This window comes from Pseudomonas sp. PICF6, from assembly GCF_009831705.1.
GTDB classification, from domain to species: domain Bacteria; phylum Pseudomonadota; class Gammaproteobacteria; order Pseudomonadales; family Pseudomonadaceae; genus Aquipseudomonas; species Aquipseudomonas rhizophila.
Window position 1 is genome coordinate 53,728 of the sequence record NZ_WUUD01000018.1, and the last position, 26,839, is coordinate 80,566.

The 26,839-nt window shown below is 60.4% G+C and carries 26 protein-coding genes and 1 pseudogene; 15 read left to right on the forward strand and 12 right to left on the reverse strand.

All coding sequences use genetic code 11. The annotated features are described in order from the left end of the window. Positions 1-105: 105 nt before the first annotated feature. Positions 106-1,443, reverse strand: coding sequence for an MFS transporter (locus tag GSM73_RS11395; RefSeq protein WP_047229562.1), 1,338 nt, complete (start codon positions 1,441-1,443; stop codon positions 106-108). 272 nt (positions 1,444-1,715) lie between these two features. Here GSM73_RS11395 and quiC point away from each other — a divergent pair, with 272 nt between their 5' ends. Both quiC and GSM73_RS11405 read left to right on the forward strand, forming a co-directional pair. Continuing rightward, the gene (gene quiC / locus GSM73_RS11400; protein ID WP_160892565.1) at positions 1,716-3,617 is read left to right on the forward strand and encodes a 3-dehydroshikimate dehydratase QuiC; all 1,902 of its coding nucleotides are present in this window, start codon (positions 1,716-1,718) and stop codon (positions 3,615-3,617) included. 104 nt (positions 3,618-3,721) lie between these two features. Continuing rightward, positions 3,722-4,399 carry a TetR/AcrR family transcriptional regulator gene (locus GSM73_RS11405; RefSeq protein ID WP_047229564.1) on the forward strand — a complete coding sequence of 226 codons (678 nt, stop codon included), beginning with the start codon at positions 3,722-3,724 and terminating at the stop codon, positions 4,397-4,399. Positions 4,400-4,509: 110 nt separating this feature from the next. Here GSM73_RS11405 and GSM73_RS11410 read toward each other — a convergent pair whose 3' ends face one another. The 4 genes from GSM73_RS11410 to GSM73_RS11425 all read right to left on the reverse strand — a co-directional run bounded on the left by GSM73_RS11410 (position 4,510) and on the right by GSM73_RS11425 (position 8,474). Continuing rightward, on the reverse strand, positions 4,510-5,361 hold the full coding sequence (locus tag GSM73_RS11410) for a shikimate dehydrogenase (RefSeq protein WP_370695173.1): 852 nt from the start codon (positions 5,359-5,361) through the stop codon (positions 4,510-4,512). 5 nt (positions 5,362-5,366) lie between these two features. Further along, positions 5,367-5,807, reverse strand: coding sequence for a type II 3-dehydroquinate dehydratase (gene aroQ, locus GSM73_RS11415; RefSeq protein WP_014340320.1), 441 nt, complete (start codon positions 5,805-5,807; stop codon positions 5,367-5,369). Between the two features lie 295 nt (positions 5,808-6,102). Further along, positions 6,103-7,182, reverse strand: coding sequence for a tRNA (uridine(54)-C5)-methyltransferase TrmA (gene trmA / locus GSM73_RS11420; protein WP_160892567.1), 1,080 nt, complete (start codon positions 7,180-7,182; stop codon positions 6,103-6,105). Beyond that, on the reverse strand, positions 7,179-8,474 hold the full coding sequence (locus tag GSM73_RS11425) for an NCS2 family permease (protein ID WP_047229568.1): 1,296 nt from the start codon (positions 8,472-8,474) through the stop codon (positions 7,179-7,181). The genes trmA and GSM73_RS11425 overlap by 4 nt, the downstream gene beginning before the upstream one ends. 204 nt (positions 8,475-8,678) lie before the next feature. Here GSM73_RS11425 and GSM73_RS11430 point away from each other — a divergent pair, with 204 nt between their 5' ends. Both GSM73_RS11430 and GSM73_RS11435 read left to right on the forward strand, forming a co-directional pair. Next, positions 8,679-9,134 carry a DUF4879 domain-containing protein gene (locus GSM73_RS11430; RefSeq protein WP_076386416.1) on the forward strand — a complete coding sequence of 152 codons (456 nt, stop codon included), beginning with the start codon at positions 8,679-8,681 and terminating at the stop codon, positions 9,132-9,134. 75 nt (positions 9,135-9,209) lie between these two features. Then, positions 9,210-9,776 (forward strand): DJ-1 family glyoxalase III, encoded by a 567-nt coding sequence (locus GSM73_RS11435; protein WP_160892568.1) that lies wholly within the window; start codon positions 9,210-9,212, stop codon positions 9,774-9,776. A 6-nt stretch (positions 9,777-9,782) separates the two neighbouring features. Here GSM73_RS11435 and GSM73_RS11440 read toward each other — a convergent pair whose 3' ends face one another. Further along, entirely contained in the window at positions 9,783-10,070 is a 288-nt protein-coding gene (locus GSM73_RS11440) for a HigA family addiction module antitoxin (protein WP_139051201.1), read from the reverse strand. A 14-nt stretch (positions 10,071-10,084) separates the two neighbouring features. Beyond that, positions 10,085-10,363, reverse strand: coding sequence for a type II toxin-antitoxin system RelE/ParE family toxin (locus GSM73_RS11445; RefSeq protein ID WP_160892569.1), 279 nt, complete (start codon positions 10,361-10,363; stop codon positions 10,085-10,087). Positions 10,364-10,566: 203 nt separating this feature from the next. On the opposite strand from GSM73_RS11445, the gene GSM73_RS11450 reads away from it, so the two are divergent. The 3 genes from GSM73_RS11450 to GSM73_RS11460 are packed head-to-tail and all read left to right on the forward strand — an operon-like array spanning position 10,567 to position 14,275. Further along, the gene (locus tag GSM73_RS11450) at positions 10,567-11,088 is read left to right on the forward strand and encodes a (2Fe-2S)-binding protein (RefSeq protein ID WP_047229571.1); all 522 of its coding nucleotides are present in this window, start codon (positions 10,567-10,569) and stop codon (positions 11,086-11,088) included. Further along, positions 11,085-12,074: a xanthine dehydrogenase family protein subunit M gene (locus GSM73_RS11455; RefSeq protein ID WP_047229572.1), complete on the forward strand. Its 990-nt coding sequence runs from the start codon at positions 11,085-11,087 to the stop codon at positions 12,072-12,074. Before GSM73_RS11450 ends, GSM73_RS11455 begins: the two co-directional genes overlap by 4 nt. Then, entirely contained in the window at positions 12,074-14,275 is a 2,202-nt protein-coding gene (locus tag GSM73_RS11460) for a xanthine dehydrogenase family protein molybdopterin-binding subunit (RefSeq protein WP_160892570.1), read from the forward strand. The genes GSM73_RS11455 and GSM73_RS11460 overlap by 1 nt, the downstream gene beginning before the upstream one ends. Here GSM73_RS11460 and GSM73_RS11465 read toward each other — a convergent pair. Further along, positions 14,272-15,510 carry an MFS transporter gene (locus tag GSM73_RS11465; RefSeq protein WP_047229574.1) on the reverse strand — a complete coding sequence of 413 codons (1,239 nt, stop codon included), beginning with the start codon at positions 15,508-15,510 and terminating at the stop codon, positions 14,272-14,274. The genes GSM73_RS11460 and GSM73_RS11465 overlap by 4 nt on opposite strands. A 505-nt stretch (positions 15,511-16,015) precedes the next feature. Here GSM73_RS11465 and GSM73_RS11470 point away from each other — a divergent pair. From GSM73_RS11470 to GSM73_RS11480, 3 genes are read left to right on the forward strand one after another with little or no spacing between them, the layout of a single operon-like run. Then, positions 16,016-17,455, forward strand: coding sequence for a cytochrome ubiquinol oxidase subunit I (locus tag GSM73_RS11470; protein WP_047229575.1), 1,440 nt, complete (start codon positions 16,016-16,018; stop codon positions 17,453-17,455). A 3-nt stretch (positions 17,456-17,458) separates the two neighbouring features. Beyond that, positions 17,459-18,466, forward strand: coding sequence for a cytochrome d ubiquinol oxidase subunit II (cydB, locus tag GSM73_RS11475; RefSeq protein ID WP_047229576.1), 1,008 nt, complete (start codon positions 17,459-17,461; stop codon positions 18,464-18,466). A 21-nt stretch (positions 18,467-18,487) separates the two neighbouring features. Then, positions 18,488-18,652 (forward strand): DUF2474 domain-containing protein, encoded by a 165-nt coding sequence (locus GSM73_RS11480; protein ID WP_076386412.1) that lies wholly within the window; start codon positions 18,488-18,490, stop codon positions 18,650-18,652. A gap of 20 nt (positions 18,653-18,672) precedes the next feature. Here GSM73_RS11480 and GSM73_RS11485 read toward each other — a convergent pair whose 3' ends face one another. Then, positions 18,673-19,812, reverse strand: coding sequence for a methyltransferase (locus GSM73_RS11485; protein WP_076386410.1), 1,140 nt, complete (start codon positions 19,810-19,812; stop codon positions 18,673-18,675). A gap of 182 nt (positions 19,813-19,994) precedes the next feature. Continuing rightward, positions 19,995-20,708, reverse strand: a complete 714-nt coding sequence (locus GSM73_RS11490) for an autoinducer binding domain-containing protein (RefSeq protein ID WP_047229578.1) — start codon at positions 20,706-20,708, stop codon at positions 19,995-19,997. A 290-nt stretch (positions 20,709-20,998) separates the two neighbouring features. On the opposite strand from GSM73_RS11490, the gene GSM73_RS11495 reads away from it, so the two are divergent. Further along, positions 20,999-21,775, forward strand: coding sequence for a ferredoxin--NADP reductase (locus GSM73_RS11495; protein WP_076386408.1), 777 nt, complete (start codon positions 20,999-21,001; stop codon positions 21,773-21,775). A gap of 56 nt (positions 21,776-21,831) precedes the next feature. Here GSM73_RS11495 and mscL read toward each other — a convergent pair whose 3' ends face one another. Beyond that, on the reverse strand, positions 21,832-22,245 hold the full coding sequence (gene mscL / locus GSM73_RS11500) for a large-conductance mechanosensitive channel protein MscL (protein ID WP_047229580.1): 414 nt from the start codon (positions 22,243-22,245) through the stop codon (positions 21,832-21,834). A gap of 282 nt (positions 22,246-22,527) precedes the next feature. Here mscL and katB point away from each other — a divergent pair, with 282 nt between their 5' ends. The 3 genes from katB (at position 22,528) to radA (ending at position 26,180) form a co-directional block, all read left to right on the forward strand. Then, positions 22,528-24,069: a catalase KatB gene (gene katB, locus GSM73_RS11505; protein ID WP_047229581.1), complete on the forward strand. Its 1,542-nt coding sequence runs from the start codon at positions 22,528-22,530 to the stop codon at positions 24,067-24,069. 148 nt (positions 24,070-24,217) lie between these two features. Continuing rightward, the gene (locus GSM73_RS11510) at positions 24,218-24,769 is read left to right on the forward strand and encodes an ankyrin repeat domain-containing protein (RefSeq protein ID WP_372241376.1); all 552 of its coding nucleotides are present in this window, start codon (positions 24,218-24,220) and stop codon (positions 24,767-24,769) included. 43 nt (positions 24,770-24,812) lie between these two features. After that, entirely contained in the window at positions 24,813-26,180 is a 1,368-nt protein-coding gene (gene radA / locus GSM73_RS11515) for a DNA repair protein RadA (RefSeq protein WP_030140305.1), read from the forward strand. Between the two features lie 31 nt (positions 26,181-26,211). Here the strand turns inward: radA and GSM73_RS11520 are convergent, their stop codons facing one another. After that, positions 26,212-26,580, reverse strand: a complete 369-nt coding sequence (locus GSM73_RS11520; RefSeq protein WP_160892572.1) for a PilZ domain-containing protein — start codon at positions 26,578-26,580, stop codon at positions 26,212-26,214. 159 nt (positions 26,581-26,739) lie between these two features. Between GSM73_RS11520 and GSM73_RS26530 the strand changes: the two are divergent. Beyond that, positions 26,740-26,839, forward strand: a pseudogene (locus GSM73_RS26530) (carbon starvation protein CstA); the annotation flags it as partial.

Sequence of the window (26,839 nt, forward strand, 5' to 3'; positions counted from 1 at the left end):
AAGGCTTGCCCGCGATGAAGACGATACGGTCCTGAGTGAACCGAGGTGCCTGCATCGCGGGCAAGCCGTGCTCCCACATGGGGATGAATCCCGGGCTGACTGGTATCAGCTTTCCAGCGTCGGCACCTTGCGTGGTGCCATGAAGTACAACCAGATCAGGGCAATGAAGTACATCGCCGGGATCAGGGTGAACAGTACGGTGTAGTTGTTGTGGGTCACCGTGAGGATGTGGCCCACCAACTGGGTCATGAACATCCCGCCGACGGCGGCGCACATGCCGCCAAAGCCGAACACCGTGCTCATCATGTGCTTGGGCGTGTAGTCCATCACCAGGCTCCAGATGTTGGCGGTCCAGGCCTGGTGCGCGCCGATGGCCAGGGAGATGGCAAACACCGCCATCCACAGGCTGCTGGAACCGGCGGCCAGGATCACGCCGATGATGCAGCAGGCGAACAGCAACATGGAAATCAGCCGCGCCTTGATCGGGTTCAGACCGCGACCGATCAGGAATGAAGACAGAATCCCGCCGCCCACGCTGCCGAAATCGGCGGTGAGGTAAATGATGATCAGCGGGATGCCCATCTGGGTCACGTTGATGCCCAGGTTGTATTGCTGGTTCAGGAACGGCGGCAACCAGTAGAGGTAGAACCAGAACACCGGTGCGGTGATCGAGTAGGCCAGGGCGAACGCCCAGGTGCCGCGCATGCGCAGGATACGGGAGAAGGGCACGCGGACCTGATCGGGTTCGTCCTGGGCCTGGATGTAGTCCAGTTCCGCCTGTTTGACGCTGGGATGATCCTCCGGGTTGAAGTATTTCAGGCCCCAGAACACCAGCCAGATCCCGCCCAGCGCGGCCATGCACAGGAACGCAGCCTGCCAGCCCCACACCTGCAGGACCAGCGGCAGCAGCATTGGCGTGAACATCGCGCCAACGTTGGTTCCGGCGTTGAAAATACCGGTCGCCACGGCCCGTTCACCGGCCGGGAACCATAGCCGTGTGGTCTTCACGCAGGCCGGGTAGTTGGCGGCTTCGGTCAGGCCCAGGATGAATCGGCAGACCATGAAGCCCACCGCCGACGTGGCCAGGCCATGGGCGCCGGTCGCCAGGCTCCAGAGCAGTACGGCGCAAAAGAACACGCGCTTGACGCCGATCCGGTCGATCAGTCGGCCTTGCAGCACGAAACCGATGGCATAACCAACCTGGAACCAGAAGTTGATGTTGGCGTAATCCATCGCCGTCCAGCTCATTTCCTTGGCGAGAATGGGCTGCATCACGCCCAGTGCGGCGCGGTCGATGTAGTTCAGGGTGGTGGCGAAAAACACCAGGGCGAGCATGCCCCAACGGGTTTTGCCCACGGCCAGGGCGCCGCGGATCTTGTTACCGACGCCAGCGGTTGTGGCACCCAGGACGGGGGGCAGGCGGGAGCTTTGGGAGGGAATCATAGCGTGTACCCGTTTTTGAAATTCTTATGGTGTGGTCTGGGTCTGTTCAAAGGTGCCGACGATCAGGGCGGCCTCAATGAGGGGCCGATGGTGCGCAGTGAGCAAAAAACCGTCAATTCGTTGATCGGGCATTGTGTTCGATAATCGCCCAAAAAACTAACCGGATGGTACATATTAAATTGCTGAAACAAACCTCCAGCTCAATAATCGGCTCACTCTTTCAAAAGCGGCACACCTGTGTGTAGCCGATGCCTGTCCCGGGAGCCGAAGTCATGCAGCGTTCCATTGCCACCGTGTCCTTGAGCGGTACCCTGCCGGAGAAACTTGAAGCCATTGCCGCCGCCGGTTTCGACGGCGTGGAGATCTTCGAGAACGACCTTCTCTATTACGATGGCAGCCCTCGGGAAATCAGGCAGATGTGCGCCGACCTGGGCATCGCCATCACGCTTTTCCAACCGTTTCGGGATTTTGAAGGTTGCCGTCGCGAACGCCTTGCGCGCAATCTGGAGCGGGCCGAGCGCAAGTTCGACCTGATGCAGGAGCTGGGCACCGACCTGGTGCTGGTGTGCAGTAATGCCTCGGCCGACAGCCTGGGTGATGAGCAGATTTTGGTGGATGACCTGCGATTGCTGGCCGAACGAGCCGGGGCGCGAGGCTTGCGCATCGGTTACGAGGCGCTGGCCTGGGGCCGGCACGTCAATACTTATCAACAGGTCTGGAACATCGTGCGCCAGGCCGACCACCCCAGTCTGGGGGTGTTGCTCGACAGCTTCCATACCTTGTCCCTCAAGGGTGATCCGAGTGCGATTGCCCAGATCCCCGGTGACAAGATTTTCTTCGTGCAAATGGCCGATGCGCCGATCCTGGCGATGGATGTCCTGGAATGGAGCCGGCATTTCCGTTGCTTCCCAGGCCAGGGCGAGTTCGATCTGCCGGGCTTCCTGGCACCGATCATCAAGAGTGGCTACACCGGGCCATTGTCGCTGGAGATTTTCAACGACGGTTTCCGCGCCGCGCCACCACGGGCCAATGCCGCCGACGGCCTGCGTTCGTTGCTGTACCTGGAGGAGAAGACCCGCCAGCGGCTGGCCGAAGAGGCCGAACCGGCAAGCCATGCTGACATCCTGTTCGCCACACCACCGGCCAGCGAATACAACGGTATCGAATTCCTTGAGTTTGCCGTGGACGACAGTCTTGGCGCGAAGCTGTCCCATTGGCTGGAACGGTTGGGGTTCGTCAAGGCCGGCCAGCATCGCTCCAAGAACGTGAGCCTGCTGCGCCAGGGCGACATCAACCTGATCCTCAATTGCGAACCCTATTCGTTTGCCCACAGCTTTTTCGAAGCTCACGGGCCATCGCTGTGCGCCACCGCCGTGCGGGTCAAAAACAGCGCCAGCGCCCTGGAGCGGGCCGTGGCCTACAAGGGCCAGCCTTATCGCGGCCTGGTGGGGCCCAACGAGTTGGAGTTGGCGGCGGTGCGTGCACCGGACGGCAGCCTGATTTACCTGGTGGATCAGGACGCCGACGTCTACGGCACCGATTTCAACCTGCAACCGGGCGCTGTCATCGGTGCCGGACTCAAGCGCATCGACCACATGGCAATGGCGCTGCCGGCCGATAGCCTCGACAGCTGGGTGCTGTTCTACAAGAGCCTGCTGGATTTCGAAGCCGACGACGAAGTGGTGCTGCCCGACCCGTATGGCCTGGTAAAGAGTCGCGCCCTGCGTAGCCGTTGCAGTTCGATCCGCTTACCGCTCAATATTTCCGAGAACCGTAACACCGCGATCTCCCATGCGCTGTCCAGTTATCGCGGCTCCGGCGTGCACCACATCGCCTTCGACTGCGATGACATCTTTGCCCAGGTCAGCCGCGCCAAAGAGGCCGGTGTGCCGCTGCTGGACATTCCGCTCAACTATTACGATGACCTCGCGGCGCGTTTCGATTTCGATGATGAGTTTCTCAGCGAGCTGGCTTATTTCAACGTGTTGTACGACCGAGATGCCCAGGGCGGTGAATTGTTTCACGTCTACACCGAGCCGTTCGAAGGGCGCTTCTTCTTTGAAATCATCCAGCGCAAGAACGGCTATGCCGGCTACGGCGCCGCCAATGTCGCGGTAAGGCTGGCAGCCATGGCCAAGTCCCGCAGCGGTGGCTTGCGGCACGCCAAGTTGTAGGCAAATCGTAAACGCGGCGGTAAAGGGCAACCCCGTGGCTTGGCTTGACTGCGCGGTGCGGCCCATAATCGCCAACCTGTGCAGTGATGGCCGTGAGCCCCGCAATGACTACGAATTCAGAGCTTTCCGCAGACCTCGACGAACCTGTCGTCGAGCCGCGCAAGAGTCGCAAGAACAACCCGGAGAAAACCCGGGAAAACATTCTTCAGGAAGCCATCGTCGAGTTCGTCCAGCAGGGCCTGTCCGGCGCTCGGGTCGACGCCATTGCTGAGCGCATCCACACCTCCAAGCGCATGATCTACTACTACTTCGGCAGCAAGGAGCAGTTGTACGTCGAGGTGCTGGAAAAACTCTACGGCGATATCCGCAACACTGAGAGCCGCCTGCACTTGGCGGAACTGGCCCCGGTCGATGCGATCCGGCGCCTGGTGGAATTCACCTTCGACCACCATGACCGCAATGTGGATTTCGTGCGCATCGTCTGCATCGAAAACATTCACAACGCCGAGTACGTCAAGCAATCGGGCGCCATCAAGGCAATGACCAATACCATCCTTGATTCCCTGGGCGTGATCCTGCGCCGAGGTGCCGAAGAGGGGGTGTTCCGCGCCGGCCTGGAACCGCTGGATGTGCATCTGCTGATCAGTTCGTTCTGCTTTTACCGCGTGTCCAACCGCCACACATTCGGTGAGATTTTTCAGATCGATTTGCCGGACGAAGCGATCAAGCAGCGTCATCGCCAGATGATTTGTGAGTCGGTGTTGCGGTATCTGCAGGCCTGACCTTGAAACCTTTGTGGGAGCGAGCCTGCTCGCGATGGCGGTATGTCAGTCACATCAACACTGACTGATTCACCGCTATCGCGAGCAGGCTCGCTCCCACAAGGGTGGTTTCAGTGATTCATGCTCTGGAAATGCTCCAGCATCCGCTGCGCATCCGGCGCCACGCCGCTGAACAACTCGAACGCCTTCACCGCCTGGAACACGGCCATGTTGCCGCCATCCAGCGTGCGGCAACCCAGGGCGCGGGCGTTGCGCAGCAGTTCGGTTTCCAGGGGGAAGTAGACAATTTCCGCGACCCACAATTGGCCCCGCAGCAGCTCCACCGGCACCGGCATGCCCGGCAGTTTCGCCATGCCCATGGGCGTGGTATTCACCAGGCCGTCCGCCTCGGCCATCGCTGTAGGCAAATCATGCCCGGCCCGGGCGCGGCCAGGACCGAAGTGTTGATTCAGGTTGTTTGCCAGTGCTTCGGCACGGCTGACTTCAACATCAAAAATGCTCAGCGTCTGTATGCCTTCTGCCAACAGCGCGTGGGCCACCGCCGCGCCTGCGCCGCCAGCACCCATCTGGACCACGTGCTTGCGCGCCACTTCACCCAGGCCGCGGCGAAACCCTTCGGCGAACCCCAGGCAGTCGGTGTTGTGGCCGATGCGTTTGCCCTCCTTGAACACCACGGTATTCACCGCGCCAATGCCCCTGGCCTCGGGCGACAGCTCGTCGAGCAACGGGATGATCGCCTGTTTGCAGGGAAAGGTGATGTTCAGGCCGGTGAAGTTCATGCGCTCGGCGGCCTTGAGCAAATCGGGCAGGGCGCCGCTGTCGAGTCCCAGGGCGTCCAGGTCGATCAGTCGATAGAGGTAACGCATGCCCTGGGCATCGCCCTCGCGCTCATGGAGCGCAGGGGTGCGCGACGCCTGGATGCCCGCACCAATCAGGCCGGCAAGCACGGTGATATTCGACATGCTCATCAACCCTTCAACCGCTGACTGAAATGCTCCAGCGCCAGGCGATAACCATGGCTGCCAAACCCGCACATCACACCGATGGCGACCGATGAAACAAAGGAGTGATGACGGAACGTTTCGCGGGCGTGAACGTTGGACAGGTGCACCTCGATCACCGGGACTTCGCTGGCGACCAGCGCATCACGGATCGCTACCGAGGTGTGGGTCCAGGCTGCCGGGTTGATGACGATGCCGGCACACCGACCGCGGGCGCCATGCACCCAGTCGAGCAATTCGCCTTCCTGATTGGTCTGGCGAAACTCCACCGCCAGGCCGAATTCTTCAGCGGCGCGGCCGCACAGTGCGGAGATGTCCGCCAGGGTTTCGTGGCCATAAGTCGCCGGCTCGCGGGTGCCGAGCAGGTTCAGGTTCGGGCCGTTGAGCACCAGAACGATCGGAGGCATCGCAATTTCTCCACAATTTTTATTGTTGATGTCGGCGGATTTCAGCCGGTGGAGATAAATTGTACTAGATGGTTAATTTGGTCAAACAAAGCCGATGGCATCGGGCAATAAGTGTTCGATGATCGAACATGATCTTGGTCGGGAGGTGAGGGAGGGCAATGGTGGCGAGGGGATTTATCTGTGGGAGCAAGGCTTGCCCGCGATACAGGCGGCTCAAATTCTGAACGACCGCATTGCCTGTATCGCGGGCAAGCCTTGCTCCCATATAGCTTTGCCCTGTCCAGCCCCGCAGCGTTTAGCGCCGCGTCAACAACACCCCGGATTCCATGTGATGGGTCCAAGGGAATTGATCGAACATCGCGCAGCGCGTGATGCGGTGGGTGTCGTGCAGTTGCGCGATGTTGGCGGCGAGGGTTTCCGGGTTGCACGAGATGTAGAGGATGTTCTCGAAACGCCGGGTCAGTTCGCAGGTGTCCGGGTCCATGCCGGCGCGGGGCGGGTCGACGAAGACGCTGCCGAATGCGTAGCTCTTGAGGTCGATGCCGTGCAAGCGACGGAACGGGCGGACTTCGTTCAGGGCTTCGGTCAGTTCTTCAGCGGACAGGCGCACCAGAGTCACGTTATCCACAGCGTTTTCGCTGAGGTTGCTCAGCGCGGCGTTCACCGACGTCTTGCTGATTTCGGTCGCCAGCACTTTGCGCACGCGGGTGGCCAAAGGCAGGGTGAAGTTGCCGTTGCCGCAGTACAACTCCAGCAGATCGTCGCTGCGATCGCCCAAGGCCTCGTAGGCCCAGTTGAGCATCTTCTGGTTCACGGTGCCGTTGGGCTGGGTGAAGGCGCCTTCAGGTTGGCGATAGCTGAAAGTGCGGCCACCGACGTCGAGTTTCTCCACCACGTAATCATGGCCGATCACTTCCCGTTTGCCTTTGGAGCGACCGATGATGCTCACACCGAGGTCGCTCGCCAGTTTCGTGGCCGCTGCGTGCCAGTGCTCATCCAGCGGGCGGTGGTAACACAGGGTGATCATCGCATCGCCGGCCAGGGTGGTCAGGAACTCCACCTGGAACAGCTTGTGACTCAGCGGCGCGCTGGCTTGCCAGGCCGCCTTGAGTTGCGGCATCAACTGGTTGATGCGCAGGCTGGCGATGGGAAACTGCTCGATGAGGATCGGCGTGCGCTTGTCGTCCTGGGAGAACATCGCGTAATGCCGTTCGCCGGCCTCGCGCCACAGGCGGAATTCGGCCCGCAGGCGGAAGTGCTCCAGCGGTGAATCGAACACCGCTGGCTCCGGCGCATCGAACGGGGCCAGCAGGTCACGCAAGCGGCTGACCTTGTCCTGGAGCTGAGTGGCGTAGGCCTGGGAATCAAAAGTCATGCGTTGAACCAACCCAACTTGATCACGAACAGAATCGACAGGATGACCAGCGCCGGGTTCAGCTCACGGCCACGGCCAGACACCAGTTTGATGGCGGTCCAGGCGATGAAGCCGAAGGCAATGCCGTTGGCGATGGAATAGGTGAACGGCATCGCCAGCGCGGTAATCACCACGGGAGCGGCCACGGTGATGTCGTCCCAGTCGATTTCCGCCAGGCCTGAGGTCATCAGCACGGCGACGAACAACAGCGCCGGTGCGGTGGCGAAGGCCGGGACACTGGAGGCCAGTGGCGAGAAGAACAGCGCCAGCAGAAACAGGATCGCCACGACGATGGCGGTCAGGCCGGTGCGGCCGCCGGCGCTGACGCCCGCCGCCGACTCGATGTAGCTGGTGGTGGTGGAGGTGCCCAGCAGCGAACCGGCCATGGCGGCGGTGCTGTCGGCGATCAGTGCCCGCCCCATCTTCGGCATGTGGCCGTCCTTGCCCATCAGTCCGGCGCGCTTGGCGACGCCGATCAGGGTGCCGGAATTGTCGAACAGGTCGACGAACAGGAAGGCGAAAATCACGCTCACCAGACCGATGTCCAGGGCGCCCTTGATGTCCAGTTGCAGGAAGGTCGGGGCCAGGGATGGCGGCATCGACATCACGCCGCCGAACGGGGTGAAGCCCATCAGGATCGAAACGACGGTGACCGCCAGGATGCCGATGAGCACTGCACCGCGCACTTTCAGCGCTTCGAGGGCGACGATCAGGACGAAGCCGAGGGTAGCGAGGATCGGCGCGGGTTGTTTCAAATCACCGAGGCCGACCATGGTTGCCGGGTTTTTCACCACGATGCCGGCGTTATTCAGGGCGATCAGCGCCAGGAACAGGCCGATACCGGCGGCGATGGCCGAGCGCAGGGGCAGCGGGATGCTGTTGATGATCCACTCGCGGATACGAAAGATCGACAGCAGGAAGAACAACACGGCGGAAATGAACACCGCACCCAGCGCCACCTGCCAGGTATGGCCCATGTGCAGGACCACGGTGTAGGTGAAAAACGCATTCAGGCCCATGCCCGGCGCGAGGGCGATCGGGTAGTTGGCGATCAGGCCCATGGTGGTGGAGCCGATGGCCGCCGCCAGGCAGGTGGCGACGAACAACGCACCTTTGTCCATGCCGGTTTCGCCGAGGATGCTCGGGTTGACGAACAGAATGTAGGCCATGGCCAGGAAGGTGGTGACGCCCGCCAGAATCTCGGTCCGCACGTTGGTGTTGTGTGCCTTGAGTTGAAACAGCCTTTCCAGCATGTCTGCTCCCCGTGGCGCGCCGGGCGCCGTGAATGTATCGACCTCAACAGCAAAGCACAGACCGCCAGGGGCGCTCGGGAATTTTCTGTGGGTCGGAAAAAGCCGCGCATCATACCAGCAGCGTGGCGCTGTGGCTGCGATCGTCGTCGATGTTTTGCCCAAGCGCCAAGTCGGCCATACTGCGCGCGGTTCCGGGAGGTCTTTATGCATCGTATGAAAAAACACCTATTGGTCGCATGGGGGTGTGCGCTGGGCCTGGGGTTACCCGGGCAGGCCGTCAATGCCGCTTCGGCGCCGCCCCTGAGCGAGGTCAAGGTGCTCAAGGTCGAGTCGCCCGCCTGCGGTTTCGAGGACATCGCCCAAGGGCAAGAGCAGACCCGTTGCAATCACAGCGGCCCGAGTATCAAGGTCTATGTGCTGGAGGTGGGGTATGGCCGTCAGCCTCACGTCACGCTGGACGGCTTTGAAGTCGATGGCACCCGCTCGCCGGTCTGTGCGTTCAGCAATGGCAACCTGAATGATTGTTCCGTGCGGAGCAAAACGGTTGGCTATTTGTATGTATTCGATCTGAAGGGCAAGCAGGAAGGCACCTTCAGCTTCAGCAACCAGTCGATCAACGCACCAGGCAACCGGATGTCGACCCAGCTGTACATCAAATGACCTTCCAGCCTGACAAGCCGCACGCGGCCCGGCAAACCTGACTAGGCTTCATGAACCACCCAGCGGAGAACACCGATGATGCCTGGAACCAAGATCCCCCGAGCCCTGATAGCCGTCGCCGAGGGTGTCGACGACTTGCAGACCGTTACGCTGATCGACGTGCTGCGTCGAGCTCAGGTCGAAGTGGTGGTGGCAAGTATCGAAGGGCGGCGGATGCTCACCTGTGCCCGCGGCACGCGCCTGACCGCCGACGGTATGCTGGTGGACTTGTTGGCACAGGACTTTGATCTGATCGTCCTGCCCGGCGGCATCATCGGCGCCCAACACCTGGCGGCCTATCAGCCACTGCGACAACTGATCAAGGACCAGGCCGCCACTGGACGTTTCTTCGCCGCCATCGCCGAAGCCCCGGCCCTTGCCTTGCAGGCGTTCGGCGTACTGCGCCAGCGCCGCATGACCTGCCTGCCCGCCGTGAGCCAGCAACTGTCCGGTTGCAATTTTGTCGATCAGCCGGTGGTGGTGGACGGCAACTGCATCACCGCCCAAGGCTCGGCTGCCGCGCTGGCGTTTGCCTTGACGCTGGTGGAACAGCTCTGTGGCAAGGGCGTGAGGGGCGTGGTGGCGGCGGAGTTGCTGGCCTGACAGGCATCAGGCGTGGTGAGGTAAGCGTTCGATCAAAGGTTGTTCACGCTGCTCGGCTTGCCACAGATCATAGTCCGTCTGAACACCCAGCCAGACCCTGGCCTTGCCGATCCCGGCCCGTTCCAGGCGCACCGCCAGATCGGGGCTGACGGGGGCATGGCCGTGCAATACCCGAGAGAGATGCGGTCGGGCGAAGCCCAAATGCCGCGCCAGCTCGGTGACTGTGATGCCCAGTTCGGGCAACACATCCATCAGTAGCGTTTCGCCAGGGTGTGGCGGATTGTGCATGGGCATGTTCCAGCCTCCTGTCAGTGGTAGTCCAGATAATCGACCAGTTCGATATCCGATCCGCTAAAACGAAAAATAATCCGCCAGTTTCCCGAAACACTCAGCGACCAGTATTCAACCAGCTCACCTCTGAGTGGATGCAGTCGCCATCCGGGGATATCCAAGTCGGCAGGCGACTGCGCCCGGTCCATGAACTGGAGCATGCGAGCCAGGCGGTTTCCATGGTCAGCCCGGATTCCACGGGTCGAACCCGTTTCATAGAAGATCCTGAGGCCTTTGTGTCGGAAGGATTTAATCATGGAATCGAGTGTAAGGCGATACATTACACTCGGTGCGGTACATATATACCGCACATGCCAGGCAAATCAGTGTGTCCTGCGATGGCCAAGGCTTTTTCGGCGCGTCGAAATTGCCTTGAACGCTCACCCCACCCCGAAGTCGTACCCCTTATGACGGCGGTTTGCGAAAACGCCGCGAGTGTACGACCAACCGTGAGGTGTTTATGAGCGCGACCCTGTCCGAAGCGACACCGGCGTCCTTCGTCCGCCATCCGATCCGCCTGACGCTCAATGGTCAGGCGCGCGAACTGCACGTGCTGCCCTGGACCACGCTGCTGGACCTGCTGCGTGAGCAACTGGATCTGGTGGGCAGCAAGAAAGGCTGCGACCACGGTCAATGTGGTGCCTGTACGGTGCTGCGCGATGGCAAGCGGATCAACGCCTGCCTGACCCTGGCGGTGATGTGCGATGGCGCTGAGCTGACCACCATCGAGGGGTTGGCCAACGGTGATCAGTTGCATCCCATGCAGCAGGCTTTCATCAAGCACGACGCCTTCCAGTGCGGTTACTGCACGCCTGGGCAGATCTGTTCCGCGGTGGGATTGGCCAATGAAGGCCGGGCACAGACTGGGGCGCAGATCAGCGAACTGATGAGCGGCAATCTCTGCCGGTGCGGCGCCTACAACAACATTCGTGACGCTATCGAAGAGGCATTGCCGCTCTGTCAGCAGGGAGGTGATCAATGAACCCTTTCCAATACAGCAAGCCCGACACTGTGCAGGCCGCCGTCGACTTGTCGAGCCCGGTTTCACGCTTCATTGCCGGTGGCACCAACCTGCTGGACCTGATGAAAGAAAACCTCACCCGTCCCGAGCACCTGATCGACATTACCGGGCTGCCCCTGGCGGACCTCAGCGAAACCCCTTCCGGCGGGGTGATGATCGGCGCGTTGGTGAGCAATGCCGATCTGGCTTGGCATCCCTGGATCCAGCGCCGCTATCCGCTGCTTTCCCAGGCAATCCTGGCGGGCGCCTCGCCGCAGTTGCGCAACATGGCCAGCACCGGCGGTAACCTCCTGCAACGCACCCGCTGTTATTACTTCTATGACGCCAACGTGCCGTGCAACAAGCGACGGCCAGGCAGCGGCTGTCCGGCTCGGGACGGCTTGAACCGTATGCACGCGATATTCGGCGCCAGTGATCAATGTGTCGCCACGCACCCTTCCGACATGTGCGTGGCACTGGCTGCCTTGGAGGCCGTGGTGCATGTTATTGGTCGGGGCGGGGCACGGACCATCGAGTTCGCTGACTTTCACCGTCTGCCCGGCGATGCCCCGGAACGGGACAACCAACTGGCCGATGATGAACTGATCACCGCCATTGAGTTGCCTGCCGCCGGTTTCGCTGAACACAGCCATTACTTGAAAATTCGGGACCGGGCCTCCTACGCCTTTGCGCTGGTTTCGGTAGCGGCGGCGCTCGAGCTGGACGGGCCGGTGATCCGCCAGGCGCGCCTGGCCCTCGGCGGCGTGGCCCACAAACCCTGGCGCGACCGGGCCGTGGAGAGCTGGCTGACCGGTCAGACCGTCAGCCGCGAAACCTTCACTGCTGCCGCTGACGCGCTGTTGCAAAACGCCGAGCCGCTGGAACATAACGGCTTCAAGGTCAGACTGGCGCGCCGGGCGGTGGTCCGCGCCTTGAGCGATGCCGCACTGGTGGGAGGACAAGCCTGATGAATGCTTCGAGCAAATCCATAGGGCAACCACTTGACCGGGTCGATGGCCTGCTCAAGGTCACCGGCCAGGCCCGATATGCCGGCGAATACCCCGAGGACGGTTTGCTGCACGGCAGCGTCGTCTCCAGCAGCATCGCCCGTGGCCGCGTGCTGCGCATCGATGCCACCCGAGCGTTGGCGTTGCCCGGGGTGGTCACGGTGATCGACCACACCAACCGCCCCAGGATCGCCAGCTACGACGAGCCTTACGAGGACGCCGATGCGGCAGAGGGTTCGCCGTTCCGACCGCTGTACAACGATCAGGTACTCTACAGCGGCCAGCCGTTGGCCTTGGTGGTCGCTGAAAACCTCGAGCTGGCCCGCTACGCCGGTTCGCTTATTGAAATCGAATATGAAGCCCGGGACCATCAGACCGATCTGGCAATCCTGCAAAACGAAGCCCATCCGGCACCGGCAGAATTGCCCAAGCCCCGTGGGAATTTTCAGGGCGAGTACGCCAGTTCGGCCCTCAGTGTGGACGTGTCCTACAGCACACCGATCGAACACCACAACCCGATGGAGCCTCATGCCTCCACCGTGCTGTATCAGCCTGACGGCAGCCTGCACATCCACGACAAGACCCAAGGCACGCAAAACTGCCAGGCCTATGTGCAAAAGGTCTTCGGGCTTGAGAAAGAGCAGGTGCGAGTGTTTGCCGCCTATGTGGGCGGCGCCTTCGGTTCCGGGCTGCGGCCACAGTACCAACTGCCCCTGGCGGTGATGGCAGCGCTGACGCTCAAACGCTCGGTGCGGGTCAGTCTGACGCGCCAGCAGATGTTTACCTTTGGCTATCGACCACGGACCTTTCAGCGCCTGCAACTGGGGGCCGCGGCCAACGGGCGACTGTTGGCGGTGGCGCATACCGCCATCGGCCAGACCTCGCGCTTTGAAGATTTCACCGAGCATGTGGTGGAGTGGAGCGGGATGCTCTATCACTGCGACAACGTCGAATTGACCTACAAACTGGTGCCGTTGGACGTCTATACGCCGCTGGACATGCGCGCTCCCGGCGCTGCCCTGGGACTGATCGGCCTGGAGTGCGCCATGGATGAACTGGCCTGTGCCCTGGCGATCGACCCGATCCAGCTGCGGCTGCTCAACTATACCGAGCGTAACGAGAATGAAGGCAAACCATATTCCAGCAAAGAGTTGCGTGAATGCTATGCCCAAGGTGCCCGTCGTTTCGGCTGGGACAAGCGCAACCCGGAACCGCGCAGCATGCGTGAAGGTCGGCAGTTGGTCGGTTGGGGCATGGCGGGCGGTGTGTGGGAGGCCATGCAGCAGAAGGCCAGCGCTCGGGCCTCGCTGGATGCCAACGGTCAGTTGACCGTCAGCAGTGCCACCACTGACATCGGTACTGGCACCTACACAGTCATGACCCAGATCGCCGCCCAAGCGTCAGGCGTTTCCCTGGAAAACGTCACCTTTATCCTCGGTGATTCGTCGCTGCCGACTGCGCCGCTGCAGGGCGGCTCGTTCACCGTCTCGTCGGTGGGCACCGCTGTGCAGCAGGCCTGTGAAGCCCTGAAGGAAAAACTCCTGGCTGTGGCGCGGCAGAGCTGTCCGGCCTTTGCTGGCGCGACCCTTGAGCAAGTGACGTTTGCCGACGGTCAGCTACGGTTGGGCGAGGCCTGTGTCTCGTTGGCAGAGTTGGCGCAAAAAAGCGGCGAGACGCCCTTGCAGGTTCAGGTTACTGCCGAGCCGGAGGAAAAACGCCAAGCCTACGCTACGGCCACGCATTCGGCGGTGTTTGTCGAAGTGCTGGTGGATGAGGACTTGGGCACGGTGAAGGTCAATCGGGTGGTCAGCGCCATCGCCGCCGGACGGGTGATCAATCCGAAAACCGCGCGCAGCCAGATCCTCGGCGGCGTGGTCTGGGGCGTCGGCATGGCCTTGCACGAAGAAACCTTGACTGACCATGCGTTGGGCCGGCACATGAATCACAGCCTGGCGGAATACCATGTGCCGGTGAACGCCGACATCGGGGACATTGACGTGGTTTTTGTCGACGAGCACGACGAGATCGTCAATGCCCTCGGCTCCAAGGGCGTCGGTGAGATTGGCATCGTTGGTGTGGCGGCGGCCGTGGCCAATGCGATTTATCACGCCACCGGCAAACGGGTCCGGGACTTTCCCATCACGCTGGATAAATTGCTTTAGGTTTTCGCAGCGTCCACCGGTTCGTGCATCCGGTCACGGTTGGCCAGGGTCGGGAACAGTTTGATCCAGACCCCGGTCACCAGCAGTGTGCCGACACCGCCCATGACCACCGCCGGCACGGTGCCGAACCAGTGGGCGGTCAGGCCGGACTCGAACTCGCCCAACTGGTTCGAGGCACCGATGAACAGTCCGTTCACGGCGCTGACCCGGCCGCGCATTTCGTCTGGCGTTTCCAACTGCACGAAGGAGGCGCGGATCACCATGCTGATCATGTCCGCCGCGCCTAGCACCACCAGCACCGCCAGGGAAAACCAGAACGAAGTGGAGAGGCCGAAGGCAATGGTGGCGACGCCGAACACGCCCACGGCGGTGAACATCACCCGACCGACCTTGCGCTCCACGGCAAACCGCGCCAGCCATAGCGACATCAGCAAGGCCCCCACCGCCGGAGCCGAGCGCAGCAGGCCCAGGCCCCAGGGACCGGTAAGCAGAATATCCTTGGCGAACACCGGCAACAGCGCGGTCGCGCCACCCAGCAGTACCGCGAACAGGTCCAGGGAAATCGCCCCGAGAATGTCCGGGCGGCTGCGGATGAAGCGAATCCCGGCCAGCAACGAATCCATGGTTGCCTTGCCTTTGTTCAGCGGCGTCTGGCGGGCGGGCAGGTTGAGCATCAGGCAGCAGGCGATGACGTAGAGCAACACGGTCGGCCCATAGACCCAGACGCTGCCGAAGGCATAGAGCAGACCGCCCAGTGCCGGGGCGACGATGGTCGCGGACTGCTGGGCCGACTGCGCGGCGGCCACGGCGCGGGGAAACAGCGCGGCCGGCACGATGCTCGGCAGCAGCGCTTGGGTGGTCGGCATCTCAAAGGAGCGGGCGGCGCCCAGCAGGAAGGCGAGGATGAAGATCATCTCCCGCGTGACGTTATCAGTGGCGCTGCCGATGACCAGCGCCAGGGCAATCATCGCCTGCAACGACTGGCAGATCGCCGCGACCTTGCGGCGATCATAGCGGTCGGCCACATGCCCGGTGTGCAGCATGAACAGCACACGCGGAGCAAACTCCACCAACCCTACAAGACCCAGGTCCAATACGTTGCCGGTCAGTTGATAGAGGTTCCAGCCGATGGCCACGGTGAGCATCTGGAAGCCACTGGCGGTGAAAATCCGGGCCAGCCAGAAGGCGATGAAGGGGCGGTGGTGGCGGAGCAGCAATGGCGCTTGGCTGGGCATCTATGACGGGTCCGGTGATGAGGGCATCGAGATTATCACCGAGTTGTAACTGGAGGTTGCGGTTGCTGGAAAAATAGTTAGCCAAGCATCTACTTTTTACATAGCACGCTTTTTTTGTGGCGAGGGGATTTATCCCCGCTGGGGTGCGAAGCGGCCCCAAGCTTTTGCGAGCGCTGCGCACTCGAGCGGGGATAAATCCCCTCGCCACAACAGTGCACTCCTCAAGATTCAAGAAATCTTGGCTTAGAGCAGGATTGCAGCACTGAGACAACCTGTCACGCGACAAAAGACCACGCCGTCCGGCGGCCATAATGCGACTACTCTTTGAGCATTGCTTGATCCAGGTCAATACCCTTCGGGGGCTTGGGCTGGCGGCCATCCGGCCACGTTCCTGCGTTGTGACGGTTTAAAAAAAGAACGATTTGAAAAGCATCGCACTCCATATCCCTGGAGGTTGCGATGCAAGCCCCGCCCGCAGCCGGTTTTACCTGACAGAGGAAGACTTATGTTCGGTTTGGAGGCGCTCGATCTCGCCCGAATCCAGTTCGCGTTCACCATCTCGTTCCATATCCTGTTCCCGGCCATCACCATCGGCCTGGCGAGTTACCTGGCGGTACTCGAGGGCTTGTGGCTCAAGACCCGCGACGACACCTACCGCGACCTGTACCACTTCTGGTCGAAGATCTTTGCCGTCAACTTCGGCATGGGTGTGGTATCCGGTTTGGTCATGGCCTATCAGTTCGGCACCAACTGGAGCCGTTTCTCTGACTTTGCCGGCGCGGTCACCGGGCCGCTGCTGACCTACGAGGTGCTCACGGCGTTCTTCCTCGAAGCCGGGTTCCTGGGGGTGATGCTGTTCGGTTGGAACCGCGTCGGGCGCGGTCTGCATTTCTTTTCCACAGTCATGGTAGCGATCGGCACGCTGATCTCGACGTTCTGGATCCTGTCCTCCAACAGCTGGATGCAGACTCCCCAGGGCTACGAAATCATCGATGGCCGGGTCATCCCGGTGGACTGGCTGGCGGTGGTGTTCAACCCCTCGTTCCCCTATCGCCTGTTGCACATGTCCACGGCAGCGTTTGTCGCCACGGCGTTTTTCGTCGGTTCGTCGGCGGCCTGGCACTTGTTGCGCGGTCGGGATACCCCGGCCATTCGCCGCATGCTCTCGATGGCGATGTGGATGGCGTTGCTGGTGGCGCCGATCCAGGCCGTCATTGGCGACTTCCATGGCCTCAACACCCTCAAGCATCAACCGGCCAAGATCGCGGCCATCGAAGGTCACTGGGAAAACGTCGGCAATGAGCCTACCCCGCTGATCCTGTTTGGCTGGCCGGACATGCAGGCGGAAAAGACCCGGTTCGCCGTGGAAATCCCCTACTTGGGCAGCCTGATCCTGACCCATAGCCTGGACAAGCAGGTGCCGGCCCTCAAGGAGTTTCCGCCTGAAGACCGACCGAATTCGACCATTGTGTTCTGGTCGTTCCGGATCATGGTGGGCCTGGGGCTGCTGATGATTTTCACCGGTCTGTGCAGTCTCTGGTTGCGCCGCAACGACCGGCTCTACCAGTCTCGACCGTTCCTTCACATGGTCTTGTGGATGGGGCCGTCCGGCCTGATCGCGATCCTGGCAGGCTGGTTCACCACCGAAATCGGTCGCCAGCCCTGGGTGGTCTACGGCCTGATGCGCACGGCCGATGCTTCCTCCGGCCACAGCTTTGCGCAGATGAGCATCACGCTTGTGCTGTTCGTCGTGGTGTATTTCGCGCTGTTCGGTGCGGGGCTGAGCTACATGATGCGCCTGGTGCGCAAAGGGCCGGAAGCCCATGAAGATGAGCCGGCCGACGGTGGCCCGGGTCAGAAACGTACCCCGGCCCGTCCATTGTCGGCCGCCGATGATGGCGACGACGAAGTGGACCATAACGACAGCTCGCACAAGGGGAATTGAGTCATGGGTATTGATCTTCCGCTGATCTGGGCCGTGGTCATCATCTTCGGCATCATGATGTACGTGATCATGGATGGCTTTGACCTGGGGATCGGCATTCTTTTCCCCTTCATCAAGGCCGAGCGTGATCGTGACGTGATGATGAACACCGTAGCGCCGGTCTGGGACGGTAACGAAACCTGGCTGGTGCTGGGTGGCGCGGGCCTGTTCGGGGCGTTTCCGCTGGCTTATTCGGTGGTGCTTTCGGCGCTGTACCTGCCGCTGATCCTGATGCTCATCGGGCTGATTTTCCGCGGCGTGGCTTTTGAGTTTCGCTTCAAGGCCAAGGCTCACAAGCGCCATCTGTGGGACAAGGCGTTCATCGGCGGTTCCCTGACGGCCACCTTCTTCCAGGGGGTGGCGTTGGGGGCGTTCATTGATGGATTCGAAGTGGTCGATCGCCAGTTCGCCGGCGGCTCCCTGGACTGGTTCACACCGTTCACCGTCTTCTGTGGCCTGGCCTTGATCGTCGCCTACGCCTTGCTCGGCTGCACTTGGCTGATCATGAAAACCGAAGGCAAGTTGCAGGAGCAGATGCATAACCTGGCCAGGCCGCTGGCGTTCGGGGTGCTGGCGGTGATCGGTATCGTCAGTATCTGGACTCCGCTGGCTCACGCCGATATCGCGGCGCGCTGGTTTACCCTGCCGAATCTGTTCTGGTTCCTGCCGGTACCGATCCTGGTGCTGGTGACCATGTACGGGTTGTTTCGCGCCGTTGCCCGCAACGCCAACTACACGCCGTTCATTCTGACGCTGGCGCTGATCTTCCTCGGTTACAGCGGTCTGGGCATCAGCTTGTGGCCGAACATCGTGCCGCCATCCATCTCCATCTGGGACGCGGCGTCACCGCCACAGAGCCAGGGGTTCATGCTGGTCGGGACGCTGTTCATCATTCCTTTGATTCTGGTGTACACCTTCTGGAGCTACTACGTGTTCCGGGGCAAGGTGACCCATGACGACGGCTACCATTGATTGACCTGCGAGGCATTGAAAATGGCCAAGCCTGATTTGAAAGACATCGAAGCGGCTGAAAAGAAGCCGCTCTGGCAGCGACTTGGCTGGCTGGCGCTGATCTGGGCCGGCAGTGTACTGGCGCTGTTTATCGTCGCCAGCCTGATGCGGATGTTCATGAACGCCGCAGGGCTGACCACCCACTGACGCTCCCGGGCAGGGTCAAATTATTTGCGGGCCTTGAGGATGACGAATTTCGGGGTTGCGGCCACTTGTTCGACACCCCGGAACAACCGCGCCAGTTTGCTGTGGTAGCCCAGGTGCCGATTGCCGACGATGTACAGCGCGCCGCCGACCACCAGTGCTTCGCGCGCCTGCTGAAACATCCGCCAGGCGAGGAAGTCGCCCACCACCTGCTGTTGGTGGAAAGGCGGATTACACAGCACTACGTCCAATGATTGCGGCTCTTGCCCGGCCAGACCGTCCCCAGCTCGTATGGTCACCTCACGCTCGCCCAGGGCGGCGCGCCAGTTCTCGGCGGCCGACTGCACGGCCATGTACGATTCATCCACCAGGGTGTAGTGGGCCTCGGGATTCTGCAGGGCGCTGGCGATTGCCAGTACACCGTTGCCGCACCCCAGGTCCGCGACGCGGGCGGTGCCCAGGTTCTTTGGCAGATGCGGCAGAAATGCCCGGGTGCCGATGTCCAGGCCTTCGCGACAGAACACGTTGGCGTGGTTGAGCAATTCGATCTTTGGCTCTTCCAACCAATAGCGCGTGGGGTAGGGGGATGCGGTCGGCACTCGGGTTTCTGGCTGGAGCGCTTCTGGCGTGGCGATCAACAAGCGAGCTTTTTTCACTGCCAGCGAGGCCTGCACCGGGCCAACGTAGCGTTCCAGCAGGTCACCGGCGGCCCGTGGCAGATGCTTGACCATCGCAGCAGCAATCACCTGGGCGCCGGGGGCCAATTGGCCTTGCAGGCGAATCAACTGTTCTTCCAGCAGGGCCAGGGTTTTCGGCACTTTGATCAGGACGCGGTTGAAAGGTCCGGTCAACGGTTCACTGGCCGGCAACGTCGGCACTGCATCAAAGGGCAGGCCGTTGCGCACCAGGTTTTTCTCCAGCGCCTGCAAGGCCAGGTACGAGTCGCTGCTGCTGATGACTTCAACCTTGCCGGCAAGGCTCGCCGCCAGGGCACCAAAGCTGTCATTGAGGACCAGGACCCGGGTATCGGCGAGCGGCTGTTGCTCGGCCAGATACGCGAGCAGGTATTCGTCGGCTGCGTCAAAGGCTTGCAGCGGTTCGTTCTGCTGTTCGGGTTGGCGGATCAGGTCAAGTTGGGCGAAGGGACTGTCGAGCAAGGGCATGGCTGGGACTCTGGAGATCAACGAATGTCCCGCTGCCCCGGGGCAGGTGTCTCAGCGGGACCGCCTGAATGAACTTCGTCGCGTACTGGGCGCGTCATCATTCAAGTGGAGCCGTAAATGGTACGTTTTTTTTCCAGGCATTACTCGCGGGTTTTTTCAGGTTGGTAAGTGCGCCGCACGGTTCAGATCACATGGATGTGGGCCGCCTTGGCTACCGCTGAGATTTTGTTGTTGACGTTCAGCTTTCGCATGCAACTGCACACATGGAAGTTCACGGTGCGCTCGGAGAGGCAGAGGATTCTGCCCACTTCCGAAGCCGTCTTGCCTTCGGCCGACCACCTCAATACTTCGATCTCTCTGGGTGATAAATGACATTTTTGTGGAGTCGCGGCAGCGTCAGCCAGTTTTTTGCTGGCCAGCGCATGCAATCTTTGACTGGCGAAAATGGCATAGCCCAGATTTGCGTAATGCTCGTCGATATCGATGGGGCAATGAGTCCGGGCCAGGCTGAAAAGGCTGCAGTGTGCCCCCTGTTCATCATGAACGGCCTGGGTCCAGCCATACTTGAGTCCCTGACGATTAAGTTCTCGCCACAACTTGGGGGCCTGAGCAAAAACAGTCTCATCCCACAAGATTGGAAGCGGTGATTGATTGCAATGTGCTACTAGTGGGTCGTTCGATGCATAGCCGTTCTGTTCATATAGTCTGTCCCATCCATAAGGGTAGTTATTCAGGTTTACCTTGTTGGTATGCTTGTCCGGGCTTCCGAGATAGGCTGAGAATGCACAATATTCAAATCCCTGATTGTTAAAGAAATTCAGGACTAGACGATAGGCCGTCTGTAAGTCCTTTTCACAGGATAACTTCCTCAACAGCAAGTCCTTCCACTTGTCCATCGCTCTCTCCTGGGTTGAGTTCGTCCATGCGGATCCAATCCATGATGCGAATTTTTAGTGTAGGACTATTCTTAAATTGCAGTGAGCTTTTTTTATTTGCTTACAGTTTGAAATGTTTAAGAAATAAACTTTTTGAGTATGATTTTACAGTTGGGATAGTTTTGTATAAGTCTGGTAGAAGATATGCTCGGCGACGGAGGCATTAGTAGCTAAAGTGCCACTACTCGTTGTCAGTGGTGAAGGGGCTCACTTTGCGGGACACTGTAAGTCTTGTCTCGTTGGAGTGGCTCATGATCGACAGCTCAGAGAAGTTCACCCGTCAAACCTTGCTCGATGTGCAGCCCGTGGCACCTCATTTGTTTACGTTGCGTACCACACGGGATCGCGGTTTTCGTTTTCGGGCGGGCCAGTTCGCCCGGCTCGGGGTCGCTAAAGCGGATGGCACCATCGTTTGGCGGGCATATTCCATGGTGTCTTCGCCGTTCGATGAATTCCTCGAGTTTTTTTCCATCGTGGTACCGGACGGCGAGTTCACCAGCGAACTGAGTCGGCTGCAGCCAGGCGACAGCCTGCTGGTTGATCGCCAGGCCTTTGGCTACCTGACGCTTGATCGTTTCGTTGACGGGCGCGATTTGTGGCTGCTGTCCACGGGAACGGGCGTCGCACCGTTCCTCTCGATTCTCCAGGATTTCGAAGCATGGGAAAAATTCGAGACGATCGTCCTGGTGTACAGCGTCCGCGAGGCACGGGAGCTGGCATATCAGGAGCTGATCAAAGGGTTGACCCAGCGCGACTACCTGGCCGGCTACGCCCACAAGTTTCGTTTCATCGCGACCGTCACCCGTGAACAGCATCCCGGTGCGCTCAGCGGACGAATCACGACACTGATCGAAAATGGCGAGTTGGAAAGGGCGGCTGACATCGAGCTGACGCCGGAACACTCGCGGGTGATGTTGTGCGGCAATCCGCAGATGATCGATGACACGCGCAAGCTGCTCAAGGCCAGGGGCCTGCAACTGAGTCTCAGCCGTCGGCCGGGTCAGGTGGCCGTGGAAAACTATTGGTAGCAAAGGCGCCTGTGGCGAGGAGATAAAAACCCACGCCACAGGCGGCGAAGCGTGAGTCAGGGCCTCTCGTTCTGGGCCTTGAGCAGGTCGCGAATTTCGCTCAGCAACAGTTCTTCCTTGGTCGGAACCGGTGGCGCGCTGGGAGCAACGGCTTCTTCGCGCTTGAGACGGTTGATGGCCTTGACGCCCATGAAAATGGCGAACGCCACAATGATGAAATCAATGGTGCTTTGAATGAATTTGCCATAGGCCAATACCACCGCCGGCGCATCGCCTTGTGCCGCCTTGAGTGTGATGGCCAGGTCGCTGAAGTCCACCCCGCCAATCAAAAGGCCGATCGGAGGCATGATGACGTCGCCAACGAAGGACGAAACGATTTTGCCGAAAGCAGCACCGATAATGATCCCGACGGCCATGTCGACGACATTGCCTTTGACCGCGAAGGCCTTGAACTCGTTAATCACGCCCATGAGTTGTTCCTTGTGACAGATGAAGTGGATGGTGGCAGTGTAAATCAGCCAAACGCGTCCTGCTCGAAACGCCTGCTTACAAAGCTTCAGTTATCGACTCGGGACAGGGGGAAAAGTTTACAAAGTGCCATCAATCGCGCGTGATACGCGGTCCCGAGCCGATTCCCTATAAGGATTTTTCTATCGGATCGGTGCGGCATTTCTATTTAGGTTTTTCTTTTTAGAGCACTAGCCTCTGCAAGGCGCACATGGATGCGCTCTATAACATCAGAGGAAACGCCTATGAACATTTCCCTTGGCGGCGGGACTTTCACCCCTCGCCGTGCTTTTTTTGTGCTCACCGCCAGCCTGTTGTCCTTGTCCGTCAACGCGGCCACCCTGACCCGCGATAACGGTGCGGCCGTGGGCGACAACCAGAACTCGCAAACAGCCGGTCCTAACGGGCCGACCTTGTTGCAAGACGTGCAACTGATCCAGAAACTCCAGCGCTTCGACCGCGAGCGCATCCCCGAGCGCGTGGTGCATGCACGAGGAACCGGCGCCCATGGCACATTTACAGTCACCGACGACCTCAGTGACCTGACCAAGGCCAAAGTCTTCGCCGCTGGCCAGGCCACGCCGGTGTTCGTGCGTTTTTCTGCTGTAGTGCATGGCAACCATTCGCCGGAAACCCTGCGTGACCCCCGTGGCTTTGCCACCAAGTTCTACACGGCCGAGGGTAACTGGGATCTGGTGGGTAACAACTTCCCGACCTTCTTCATTCGCGATGCCATCAAGTTTCCAGACATGGTCCATGCTTTCAAACCCGACCCTCGGACCAACTTGGATGATGACGCCCGCCGTTTCGATTTCTTTTCTCACGTGCCCGAAGCAACGCGCACGCTGACCGAGTTGTATTCCAATTCCGGCACGCCGGCCAGTTATCGTGAAATGGACGGTAACGGTGTGCATGCCTACAAGTTGGTGAATGCAAAGGGTGAAGTTCACTACGTAAAGTTTCATTGGAAAAGTTTGCAGGGCCTGAAAAATCTCGATCCGAAAGAAGTTGTGAAAGTTCAGGGACAAGATTACAGCCATATGACTAACGATCTGGTGAGTCATATTAATAAGGGCGACTTCCCGAAATGGGACTTGTACGTTCAGGTGCTGAACCCGCAGGACCTTTCCACGTTTGATTTCGATCCTCTTGATGCGACAAAAATCTGGCCGGGTGTGCCTGAACGCAAAGTCGGGCAAATGGTTTTGAACCGTAACCCGGCGAATGTTTTCCAGGAAACCGAGCAAGTGGCGATGGCGCCGGCCAATCTTGTTCCGGGCATCGAGCCGTCGGAAGATCGACTGTTGCAGGGGCGGGTGTTCTCCTATGCCGATACGCAAATGTATCGAGTGGGACCCAACGCGCTTCAGTTGCCCATCAATGCGCCGAAGGTGGCGGTCAACAATGGCAACCAGGACGGCGCGATGAATTCGGGCGCCACCAGCACCGGCGTGAATTATCAGCCGAGCCGCCTGATGCCTCGCCAGGAACAGCCAACGGCACGCTACAGCCAGACCGCGCTGACTGGCAGTACCCAGCAGGCGAAGATCCAGCGTGAGCAGAACTTCAAGCAAGCCGGTGACCTGTACCGCTCGTTCAACCAGAAAGAGCGCAATGACCTGATCGAAAGCTTCGGCGGATCGCTGGCGACCACCGATGAGGAGAGCAAGCACATCATCCTGTCGTTCCTCTACAAGGCTGATCCTGAATACGGCACCGGTGTAGCCCGTGTCGCCAAAGGCGATCTGACCCGGGTCAAGGCGCTGGCGGAAAAACTCAGCGACTGATCCACAGCCTGGCACGTGCATAACCCGTGGGAGCAAAGCTTGCTCGCGAAGCAGGCGCTGCGGTCTGAGGCCAGACCGAGTCGTCTGCGTTGCGGGCAAGCCATGCTCCCGCAACCCTGCATCTACAGCCTTGCGCCAAGGAGACGTCATGCTGCGTAACTTCCTGTTTTCGATGCTCGCAATCGGGTCGTTGAGCGTATGGGCCGATCAGCCCATGCCCACCGACCCGGTTGCTGTCCAAGAGCAGTTGCAAACTTATTACTTCGACGCCGCCCGCCGGGGCGACGTGCCGATGCTCGAGACCTTTATCGAGGCCGGTTACTCGCTCAACCGCCAGGACGAAAAGGGCTACACCGCGCTGATCCTGGCCGCTTACCACGGCCATGGCGCGGCGGTGGAGCGGCTGCTGGCCGCTGGCGCCGATGCCTGCACCCAGGACAACCGGGGCAACACGGCGCTGATGGGCGCCATTTTCAAGGGCCAAGTGCAGATCGCGCGCCGTTTGTTGTCCACCGATTGCAACCCGGACCAGCGCAACGGCGCCGGACAGACCGCAGCGATGTACGCCGGCCTGTTCAAGCGCGTCGAGTTGCTCGACGCCTTGGCGGCCAAAGGGGCGGACCTGCAGGCCCAGGATCCGCTGGGCAATACCGCGGCGAACCTGGCCAACGGTGAAATCAGAATGCCGGCCCCGCGCTGACCCCCGCGTGGGCTATCATCGCGGTTTTTATCCCGGAGTTCAGATGGCCAAGGCAAAGCGCATGTATGGCTGCACCGAGTGCGGCTCGACCTTTCCCAAATGGGCCGGCCAGTGCAGTGAGTGCGGTGCCTGGAACACCTTGACCGAAACCATGGTCGAGAGTGGTGGTGCCGCAGCCCCCACCGGTCGCACGGGGTGGGCCGGTCAGCAGGCGCAAATCAAGACCCTCGCCGAAGTCAGCGTCGAGGAAATTCCACGGTTTTCCACCGCGTCCGGCGAGCTGGACCGCGTATTGGGCGGTGGCCTGGTGGACGGTTCGGTCGTGCTGATTGGCGGGGACCCGGGCATCGGCAAGTCCACCATCCTGTTGCAAACCTTGTGCAACCTGGCCACGCGCATGCCGGCGCTGTACGTCACTGGCGAGGAATCCCAGCAGCAAGTCGCCATGCGCGCCCGGCGTCTGGGGCTGCCCCAGGATCAACTGCGGGTCATGACCGAGACGTGCATCGAAACCATCATCGCCACGGCCCGCCTGGAAAAACCCAAGGTCATGGTGATCGACTCGATCCAGACGATTTTCACCGAACAACTGCAATCGGCGCCGGGCGGCGTGTCACAGGTGCGTGAAAGCGCGGCGTTGCTGGTGCGGTATGCCAAGCAGAGCGGTACGGCGATTTTCCTGGTGGGCCACGTCACCAAGGAAGGCGCGCTGGCAGGCCCGCGGGTGCTGGAGCACATGGTGGATACCGTGTTGTATTTCGAGGGCGAATCCGACGGTCGCCTGCGTTTGTTGCGGGCAGTGAAGAATCGCTTTGGCGCCGTCAATGAATTGGGTGTGTTCGGCATGACCGACAGAGGCTTGAAAGAAGTCTCGAATCCTTCGGCGATTTTTCTCACGCGCGCCCAGGAAGAAGTGCCGGGCAGTGTGGTCATGGCGACCTGGGAAGGCACCCGACCGATGCTGGTGGAGGTTCAGGCGCTGGTGGATGACAGCCATTTGGCGAACCCGCGTCGGGTCACCTTGGGGCTGGATCAGAATCGGCTCGCCATGTTGCTGGCGGTCCTGCATCGACACGGTGGCATTCCTACCCACGATCAGGATGTTTTCCTCAACGTGGTGGGCGGCGTCAAAGTATTGGAAACCGCGTCTGACCTGGCGTTGATGGCGGCGGTCATGTCCAGCCTGCGCAATCGGCCGCTGCCCCATGATCTGCTGGTGTTCGGTGAAGTGGGGCTGTCGGGGGAAGTCCGGCCGGTGCCCAGCGGACAGGAGCGGCTCAAGGAGGCGGCCAAGCACGGTTTCAAACGCGCCATCGTGCCCAAGGGCAACGCGCCGAAGGAAGCGCCTGCCGGGTTGCAGATCATTGCCGTGACTCGCCTGGAACAGGCGCTGGATGCATTGTTCGAATAACTCCGAGGCCTGCTGCGTGGTGCAGGGTTATTCAAATATGTACCAACGCCGCCAATTCCCGCTCAAGCTCAGCCTGATCGGCGAGGTTCAACTCCACCAGCCGGCGCAGATGGGCGATGGAGTCCAGGTCGATATGCTCGCAGACAAAGCCCAGATGGCCATGGTCGTCGTGGGTCAACCGAACCTCCATCCGCACTTCCACGTCGTTGCTCAAGTGAATGTCGGCTACGAAAGTCTTCTCGGGATTGCCAAGCCAGGGCTCGGGCTTTTTGATCAGCAGGCCCTTGAGAGACAGGTCCAGCAGTTCGACCGGCCAAGTCAGTTTGTCCTCGTCCTTGCCCTGACTCAGCTCAGTTCGGGCATGGAACTCGATTCGTACGAAGCGGCGGCGTTCGCTCATTACGCATTCCTTTCTGGAGATTGATTGACTATAGACCCAACTGGCGCGCCGTCGTCACCGTTGGGCTGCTGGCAGACAAATGTCGGGGGTGGCCTTTGTTCTCGTTAGCGCTAAACTCCGATGGCTGTCTTTCTTGTCCACCCTGGCCGGAATATAAAAATGACAAATAATAATAGCCTGCTGCGCCACATACCCTGGCTACTGCTGGCCGTCTTGGGAGCGAGCGCCCTGGGCGTCGTGGCATTGCGTCGGGGAGAGG

Bases quoted from the DNA above. Each gene is read 5' to 3' on its own strand.
- GSM73_RS11395 (WP_047229562.1), bottom strand. From the start codon at position 1,443: ATGATTCCCTCCCAAAGCTCCCGCCTGCCCCCCGTCCTGGGTGCCACA.
- quiC (WP_160892565.1), top strand. From the start codon at position 1,716: ATGCAGCGTTCCATTGCCACCGTGTCCTTGAGCGGTACCCTGCCGGAG.
- GSM73_RS11405 (WP_047229564.1), top strand. From the start codon at position 3,722: ATGACTACGAATTCAGAGCTTTCCGCAGACCTCGACGAACCTGTCGTC.
- GSM73_RS11410 (WP_370695173.1), bottom strand. From the start codon at position 5,361: ATGTCGAATATCACCGTGCTTGCCGGCCTGATTGGTGCGGGCATCCAG.
- aroQ (WP_014340320.1), bottom strand. From the start codon at position 5,807: ATGCCTCCGATCGTTCTGGTGCTCAACGGCCCGAACCTGAACCTGCTC.
- trmA (WP_160892567.1), bottom strand. From the start codon at position 7,182: ATGACTTTTGATTCCCAGGCCTACGCCACTCAGCTCCAGGACAAGGTC.
- GSM73_RS11425 (WP_047229568.1), bottom strand. From the start codon at position 8,474: ATGCTGGAAAGGCTGTTTCAACTCAAGGCACACAACACCAACGTGCGG.
- GSM73_RS11430 (WP_076386416.1), top strand. From the start codon at position 8,679: ATGCATCGTATGAAAAAACACCTATTGGTCGCATGGGGGTGTGCGCTG.
- GSM73_RS11435 (WP_160892568.1), top strand. From the start codon at position 9,210: ATGATGCCTGGAACCAAGATCCCCCGAGCCCTGATAGCCGTCGCCGAG.
- GSM73_RS11440 (WP_139051201.1), bottom strand. From the start codon at position 10,070: ATGCCCATGCACAATCCGCCACACCCTGGCGAAACGCTACTGATGGAT.
- GSM73_RS11445 (WP_160892569.1), bottom strand. From the start codon at position 10,363: ATGATTAAATCCTTCCGACACAAAGGCCTCAGGATCTTCTATGAAACG.
- GSM73_RS11450 (WP_047229571.1), top strand. From the start codon at position 10,567: ATGAGCGCGACCCTGTCCGAAGCGACACCGGCGTCCTTCGTCCGCCAT.
- GSM73_RS11455 (WP_047229572.1), top strand. From the start codon at position 11,085: ATGAACCCTTTCCAATACAGCAAGCCCGACACTGTGCAGGCCGCCGTC.
- GSM73_RS11460 (WP_160892570.1), top strand. From the start codon at position 12,074: ATGAATGCTTCGAGCAAATCCATAGGGCAACCACTTGACCGGGTCGAT.
- GSM73_RS11465 (WP_047229574.1), bottom strand. From the start codon at position 15,510: ATGCCCAGCCAAGCGCCATTGCTGCTCCGCCACCACCGCCCCTTCATC.
- GSM73_RS11470 (WP_047229575.1), top strand. From the start codon at position 16,016: ATGTTCGGTTTGGAGGCGCTCGATCTCGCCCGAATCCAGTTCGCGTTC.
- cydB (WP_047229576.1), top strand. From the start codon at position 17,459: ATGGGTATTGATCTTCCGCTGATCTGGGCCGTGGTCATCATCTTCGGC.
- GSM73_RS11480 (WP_076386412.1), top strand. From the start codon at position 18,488: ATGGCCAAGCCTGATTTGAAAGACATCGAAGCGGCTGAAAAGAAGCCG.
- GSM73_RS11485 (WP_076386410.1), bottom strand. From the start codon at position 19,812: ATGCCCTTGCTCGACAGTCCCTTCGCCCAACTTGACCTGATCCGCCAA.
- GSM73_RS11490 (WP_047229578.1), bottom strand. From the start codon at position 20,708: ATGGACAAGTGGAAGGACTTGCTGTTGAGGAAGTTATCCTGTGAAAAG.
- GSM73_RS11495 (WP_076386408.1), top strand. From the start codon at position 20,999: ATGATCGACAGCTCAGAGAAGTTCACCCGTCAAACCTTGCTCGATGTG.
- mscL (WP_047229580.1), bottom strand. From the start codon at position 22,245: ATGGGCGTGATTAACGAGTTCAAGGCCTTCGCGGTCAAAGGCAATGTC.
- katB (WP_047229581.1), top strand. From the start codon at position 22,528: ATGAACATTTCCCTTGGCGGCGGGACTTTCACCCCTCGCCGTGCTTTT.
- GSM73_RS11510 (WP_372241376.1), top strand. From the start codon at position 24,218: ATGCTGCGTAACTTCCTGTTTTCGATGCTCGCAATCGGGTCGTTGAGC.
- radA (WP_030140305.1), top strand. From the start codon at position 24,813: ATGGCCAAGGCAAAGCGCATGTATGGCTGCACCGAGTGCGGCTCGACC.
- GSM73_RS11520 (WP_160892572.1), bottom strand. From the start codon at position 26,580: ATGAGCGAACGCCGCCGCTTCGTACGAATCGAGTTCCATGCCCGAACT.